This is a genomic window from Myxococcus vastator, assembly GCF_010894475.1.
Classification (GTDB): domain Bacteria; phylum Myxococcota; class Myxococcia; order Myxococcales; family Myxococcaceae; genus Myxococcus; species Myxococcus vastator.
Map to the genome: position 1 here is coordinate 1 of NZ_JAAIYB010000489.1, position 6,058 is coordinate 6,058.

Sequence of the window (6,058 nt, forward strand, 5' to 3'; positions counted from 1 at the left end):
CACTCCCATCCAGCCGCACCAGCCCGGTGTCGGGCCCCTGGGTGCCGGTCATGTCCCTCCCGTCTCGGGTGCCACCGCGTGAACAATCAGGCTAACAGGAACGCAAGGCACGCACCCCCAGGAGAACACCCGTCCCTCCACCGCTGCACAGAAGCAGCCCTGATGGCGTGACGCATGGTGGGTTCCCCGTGGGGTGCCCTTCGCGTTACTCGTCCAGGGCGGGCAGCACGCCCACCTTGATGAAGCTGGGGTTCGCCGCGGAGTGGTAGACGCGGTGGAAGGCGCGCGTGAAGTGCGCCTCCTTCGCCTCGAAGATGTTGGGCACGTAGGTCTGCGGGTTGCGGTCGATGAAGGGGAAGTGTCGGTGCTCTCGTCGCAGTCCTTCGGCCCGGCCTTCTTCGGCTTGTGGGGGCGGACGTTGACGAACGCGCCTTCGGACATGTTGCGCCCGCGCACGTCCTGGAAGGCGAAGATGAAGCCGTCCTTCTCGAACGCCTCGGTGGGCGCCAGCGCGGGGGGATACCGGTCCACGCCACGCTCCGGGAACGATGACGCTGGAAGGACGGCCCGCAACACCCCAGCGGCCCGCTTGTTCCCGGAATCAGCTCCGCGCTGCCCCGCCGTCGTCCAGCCAGAAGCAGGTGAAGGCGCCCACCTCCACCCTGCTCAGCGCACGTCAGCCGCGCCCCCCTCGATGACTGTCAACTGGGGCGCCGCCTTCCGCTCCGGGACGCGCCCTCCGGACGCGGCCTGCGCCCCTGAAGCCGTGCGCTCGGCGGAGGACGTGCGAGGTTCGGAGGCCTGGGACACGGCGCGGCGCGGCGCGGGCCGCAGTGACAGGCCGAAGTACAGGTACATGTCGAGCAACATGGATGGACGTCCCCTTGGCGGATGCGTGGCCGCTGAAAAGCACCGTGCCATGGGCTCCAGGCGCCCTCTCGTGAAAAAGGATGAAGTTGCGTGAGGGGACCTGCCGGGTCCACGCTCACGCGTGCAGCGATTCGTGCCGGGCCAGCATCTCGACGAACTGTTCGATTCGCCGAGCCCGCGTCTCCGCCTTCTTCGCGGTGTGGACGCGCCACAGGATGGCGTACCGGTTCGCCGCGTTGAGCGTGGCGAAGAACGCGGCCGCCTTGGCGTTCGCGGCCAGGGCGCGCGCCAGGTCTTCGGGCACGGTGGCCTTGCTCTGGGAGGCGTAGGCCGCATCCCAGCGGCCATCCTTCCGGGCCTGCTCCACGACCGCCAGGCCGGACGGCTTCATCCGGCCCGCGGCGATGAGCGCCTCCACCTTCTCGCAGTTGATCTTGGACCAGACGCTCTTCGCGCCCCGGGGGGTGAACTTCTGGAGCCACGCGGTGTCGTCGAAGGCGTTCTTCTGCCCGTCAATCCAGCCCCACTCGAGCGCCACGTCGAGCGCCTCGGCGTAGGTGACGGAGTCGATGCCCGAGCCCTTCTTCGCCAGCTTCAGCCAGAGGCCCCGCGACGAGGCATGGTTCGCTTCGAGCCAGGACGCCCACGCCGCGGGCGACGCGAAGGCAATCGTGGGGAGCTCAGCGGCGGGGGCCTTCTTCGCGGCGGTCTTCTTCGTCGGGCTCATGGCGGCGTCAGCGGATAGCACGCCCCCCCAGCGATTCGCCAACACCCTCCGGAGGACGCAGGCCCCTCCCCCCTCGGGAGCCGACACCATCAGACGGTGGCGCGCGGCCGGCCCGTGGATTACAGCGCCGCGAGCATGACACATCAGGCCGCGGCTTCCGGGCGCTCCATCTTCCAGCATCGTGACTTCCGCATCTATCTGCTGGCGCGCCTGTGCGCCGTGCTGGCCGTCCAGATTGAGTCGGTGGCCATTGGCTGGCAGGTCTACGAGCTCACGGGCAGCGCGCTCGCGCTCGGGTACACGGGCCTGGCGCAGTTCGTGCCGTTCCTGTCGCTGTGTCTGGTGGGCGGCCAGGTGGCGGACCGCGTGGACCGGCGGACCATCCTGGCGGTGTGCCAGACGGTGATGCTGGTCTGCAGCCTGCTGCTGCTCGCCTTCACCCTGGGCCACATCCGCGACGTGCGCTTCGTCTATGGCGTCCTGGTGCTGTTCGGCGCGGCGCGCGCGTTCCATGCCCCGGCGGGCTCCGCGCTCACCCCGCATCTGGTGCCGCCCGAGCACCTGACTCGCGCGGTGGCCATCAACTCCACCACCTGGCAGGTGGCCACCATTGGCGGACCGGCCGTGGGCGGCATCCTCTATGGCTGGGCCGGCGCCACGGGCGCCTATACGGCCTCCGCGGCGCTGTGTGCCCTCTCCGTCGTCTGGATTCTCACCCTCGAGGTGCGCACGGGGCGCGCGTCCGCCGAGCCGCTCTCCCTGTCGACCCTGGTCGCGGGGCTCGGCTTCGTTCGCCGGCAGCGCCTGCTGCTGGGCAGCATCACCCTGGACCTGTTCGCCGTGCTCTTCGGTGGCGCGGTAGCGCTCCTGCCCATCTACGCGCGGGACATCCTGCACACGGGGCCCTGGGGCCTGGGGCTGCTGCGCTGCGCGCCCGCGTTCGGCGCGGCGGTGGTGGCCGTCTTCCTGGCCATGCGGCCCATGGGCGGCAACACCGGCCGGAAGATGTTCATCGCGGTCGCCATCTTCGGCGCGGCCACGCTCGTCTTCGGGATGAGCCGCTCGCTGCCCCTGTCGCTGGCGGCGCTGGCCATCGCGGGCGCCGCGGACATGATCAGCGTCGTGGTCCGCCACACGCTGGAGCTGATGGCCACCCCGGACGACATGCGCGGACGCGTGGGCGCGGTGAACATGATGTGCATTGGCGCCTCCAACGAGCTGGGCGAGTTCCGCGCGGGCGGGTTCGCCGAGTACGTGGGCGCCGTGCCCGCGGTGGTCGCGGGAGCGGTGGGCACGCTGGCGGTGGTCGCGCTCTGGGCGTGGGCCTTCCCCGAGCTGCGGCGGGTGGACCGCCTGGAGTCCTTCGCGAGGACGAAGGAGCCCCCAGCGGCGCCCGCGAGCTGAGGGCCCGCGACAGGCCGCTGGGTTCAGGCCGCGTCCAGCAGCCGCCGGAAGGCCTTCGCCGCGATCTCCTCGGTCAGGTCGCTCAGCTCCTCGCTCACCTGCAGCTCCGTCTCCGAGACACCCGGCACGCGCGTGGCGCTGAAGCCGTTGGCCACCCAGACCTTGTCCTCGCGCGCGATGACATCTCTCCGGGCGGACAGCTCGACGGGGTCTCCCCGCAGGTAGACGCGGAACATGTTCGTCTGCGCCGGCTGGGGCAGCACGCTCAGGCGTTCATCGGCGGCCAGCGCGTCCGCCAGCAGCTTCGCGCGCCGGACGTGTTCGGGGATTCGCGCCAGCGCGTCATCCAGCCGCATGGCCGCCGAGGCCACGTACGGCAGCATCTGATAGAGGTTGCCCCCGTGGCGGTGCCGCCAGGTGCGAGCGCTCCGGATGAACTCACGCTTGCCGGCGAGCATGGCCCCGCCAATGGCGCCCACCGTCTTGTAGAAGGACACGTAGACGGAGTCGAAGCCCCGGCAGATGTCCGCGTAGGCGCGCTGATAGAACGGCTGACACGCCCAGAGCCGCGCCCCATCCAGGTGGAGCTTCACGCCCTTCGAACGGCAGGTCCGCTTGACGTCCTCCAGCTGCGCCCACGTGGGCAGCTGACCGCCCAGCCAGCGCACCGGCAGCTCCACGCTGACCGTCCCCAGGGGCTCTCTCGCCCCGCGCACGTCCGAGGCCCGCAGCGGCCGGTTCCACGGCGCGATGAGGACGTCACGCAGGCCGTGGAGCACCTCGTGGCTGTTGTTCTCGTGCAGCACGTGGTGTGACGACGGGTGCACCCCCACGTTCCGGTTCCCACTGGCATCCGCGTAGATGCGCAGCGCGATGAGCTGGCCCATGGTGCCCGTGGGCATGAAGCACGCATCCTCACAGCCGAGCAGCTTCGCGATGCGCGCCTCGAAGTCCTGCACGAACGCGCCGTTGCCGTAGAAGTCCTTGTCCAGCCCCTGGCTCTGGACCCATTCGCCAATGCGGATGAGCTCGGCGCCCGGGTCCACCGGCGCTCCAGAGGACAGCGCGGCCCGGCAGCTCCGCCGCAGCGCCGCGGACGACACGGGCGTGGCCACCGTCACCTTCGGAGCTGGCGCGGCGGGCACGGCCGCCTGGGCGCCGCGAGGCAGGAGCGCGGACCCCGAAATCAACCCGGTCAGGGCCAGGAACTCACTCCGGCTGAGGTGACGTGGACTCATGGGACATGACCCTACCGCAGGTCCCAATACATGACGCACCGCAACGCCGACTCACCCAGCCCAAACCCTGACGCGACGCGACGCGCACGCCATCCCCTCAGTTGGCTGAGATACTGGAATGCTGAATCACCATTCAACTCCTGACGCGCTGCGATGACGCCGTGGGCCGGAGCCAGCGCGACCGAAATATGAATCACCCTTCAAGTCTGATTTGATTCATCGGCGTGTCATTTGGTACGGATCGTCACCCCTGTCAGCGATTGAAACGGAGCGAGCGAATGGCAACACGTCGCATGAGTGTGCGGACTGTAGCTGCGGTGATCGGTCTGTGTGGCCTGGCGTGCCAGAACCAGGAGCCCGGCGAGGATCCGACGCCCACGGACCCGACGCCGGCCGACATCGTGGCCTGCCGGGAGCGCATCGCCGCGAAGACGGCGGAGGTCACCGCCGCGGGCATCGACATCACGGCCTGGCCCATCACGGACGCGCCGGAGATGGCGGAGATCACCACCACGGTGCCGCAGAACCGGGACAACTACCAGGACTACGACGGCCACTACCGGCCGCTCACGAACCACCCTGGCTGCTCCATCGAAAACCTCTACTACGACAGGGCGAACACCGCGGGCACCACGCCGTACGTCGACGGCAACAACGACGGCAAGTGGACGGGCAACAGCGCCTTCGGCGGCCCCAACGCGACCAGCGGGTTCATCAACGGCCAGCGGGCGGTCATCGAGGGCTTCCCCTGCGCGGCCAAGGAGTACATCCAGAACAACGAGGACACCACCAAGCCCATCATCATCCTGGTCCACGGCAACTCCACCCGGCCGCACACCTGGGAGAAGTTCCTCCTGCCAGCGGGCACCACCGTGGAAACCGCGTATGAGCAGGTGCAGTTCACCGCGGACAGCACGGCGCGGGAGCAGCTGGCGGAGCGGCTCATCGCCCAGCGCTACCGCGTGCTGGCGGTGGACTTCCGCACGGACATCGTCACCAACGTGGACCCGGCGGAGAACAGCCAGACGCAGAACTCGTCGGGCAACATCGACCATGGCTGGGCCACGCCCATCCTCCAGTCGATGGTGAAGGCCGTCATGCAGAACAACCCCAACCGGAAGGTAGCGCTCATCAGCCACTCCCTGGGCGTGACGGTGGCGCGCGACGCGCTCCGCCGGCTCTACGTCGATTGGACTCAGGGCCGGGCGGGCAGCTTCAATCCCTTCACCCAGGTCAGCCACGTCATCATGGGCTCGGGCGCCAACCACGGGGTGTCCACCTATGACCCCGCGCTGGGCGAGCTGTGCGCACGGAACCCGACGATGCGCGGCACCATCGTCTGTGAGATGGGCAGCCGCTCCAACTACGTCCAGACGTACTTCCACAAGCCGCTCAACGGCCCGCGCGACCTCTTCAGCACGCCCTGCGCGGACGGCGACTACGCCTTCGGCAAGACGGGCCAGTGCGGTGGGAACGTGGTCCGCTACTACACCATCACCATGACGGACAAGGAGCAGGGCCGGAACTACCAGGACCTCTACGTGTCCGAGGCCGCCTCGCGCATCGAGATGGACGGCTGCGTGACGAACACGCTCACCACGCTGAACGACTACGACACCAGCGGCTACTTCAACAAGGGCTTCATCGCCAACCACTTCGGCTCCATGCGCTCCAACGCCGGCATGGACCTGGTGATGCGCTACCTGGCCGAGTAACGCGCCGCCCGCCCCTCCTGGTCGCCGCCGCGGGCCCGCGCCCCCATCCCTCCAACGCGGGCCTTCGGCGGCGGCCTCTCACGTCACCGCGCCTCCTCCTCGAG

5 protein-coding genes are annotated in these 6,058 nt (G+C 69.2%); 2 read left to right on the top strand and 3 right to left on the bottom strand.

Annotated features, from left to right (window positions below):
• Positions 1-666: 666 nt before the first annotated feature.
• Together G4D87_RS32090 and G4D87_RS32095 are read right to left on the bottom strand one after the other, a co-directional pair.
• Positions 667-870 (bottom strand): hypothetical protein, encoded by a 204-nt coding sequence (locus G4D87_RS32090; protein ID WP_163786498.1) that lies wholly within the window; start codon positions 868-870, stop codon positions 667-669.
• Between the two features lie 115 nt (positions 871-985).
• Positions 986-1,597: a YdeI/OmpD-associated family protein gene (locus G4D87_RS32095; RefSeq protein ID WP_163786499.1), complete on the bottom strand. Its 612-nt coding sequence runs from the start codon at positions 1,595-1,597 to the stop codon at positions 986-988.
• Positions 1,598-1,693: 96 nt separating this feature from the next.
• Between G4D87_RS32095 and G4D87_RS32100 the strand changes: the two genes are divergently transcribed.
• The gene (locus G4D87_RS32100; protein ID WP_163786500.1) at positions 1,694-3,001 is read left to right on the top strand and encodes an MFS transporter; all 1,308 of its coding nucleotides are present in this window, start codon (positions 1,694-1,696) and stop codon (positions 2,999-3,001) included.
• 23 nt (positions 3,002-3,024) lie between these two features.
• On the opposite strand, the gene G4D87_RS32105 is transcribed toward G4D87_RS32100, so the two are convergent.
• Positions 3,025-4,239 (bottom strand): threonine aldolase family protein, encoded by a 1,215-nt coding sequence (locus tag G4D87_RS32105; protein WP_163786501.1) that lies wholly within the window; start codon positions 4,237-4,239, stop codon positions 3,025-3,027.
• A gap of 317 nt (positions 4,240-4,556) precedes the next feature.
• On the opposite strand from G4D87_RS32105, the gene G4D87_RS32110 reads away from it, so the two are divergent.
• The gene (locus G4D87_RS32110; protein WP_163786502.1) at positions 4,557-5,954 is read left to right on the top strand and encodes an esterase/lipase family protein; all 1,398 of its coding nucleotides are present in this window, start codon (positions 4,557-4,559) and stop codon (positions 5,952-5,954) included.
• Positions 5,955-6,058 lie beyond the last annotated feature (104 nt).